This window comes from Stenotrophomonas sp. SrG (assembly GCF_050031795.1).
GTDB lineage: Bacteria > Pseudomonadota > Gammaproteobacteria > Xanthomonadales > Xanthomonadaceae > Stenotrophomonas > Stenotrophomonas rhizophila_A.
This window is the reverse complement of record NZ_JBNBBE010001446.1, coordinates 1-234: the sequence shown is the minus strand read 5'-3', so window position 1 is coordinate 234 and position 234 is coordinate 1. Positions and strand designations below refer to the sequence as shown.

Below are 234 nucleotides of genomic sequence, written 5' to 3'. Positions count from 1 at the left end.
CCCTGCTTCCCCGGCCGTGCCCGCGCGCGGCGTGTACCTGATTACCCCCGACGAGGCCGATACCGCCCGCCTCCTGGACCGCGTGGCCCCGCTGCTGGCGGCCGGCCCCATCTGGCTGCAGTACCGCAACAAGACCGCCAGCTACGCGCTGCGCCGCGAGCAGGCGCTTGCCCTGCAGGACCTGTGCGCCGCCCACGGCGTGCCGCTGATCATCAACGATGACCCGGCCCTGGA

1 protein-coding gene is annotated in these 234 nt (G+C 73.5%); it reads left to right on the top strand.

All coding sequences use genetic code 11. The features are described 5' to 3' along the window. Window positions 1-234: thiamine phosphate synthase (locus ACQG3P_RS24190; RefSeq protein WP_426806467.1), on the top strand; the 234-nt coding region annotated here is incomplete at both ends.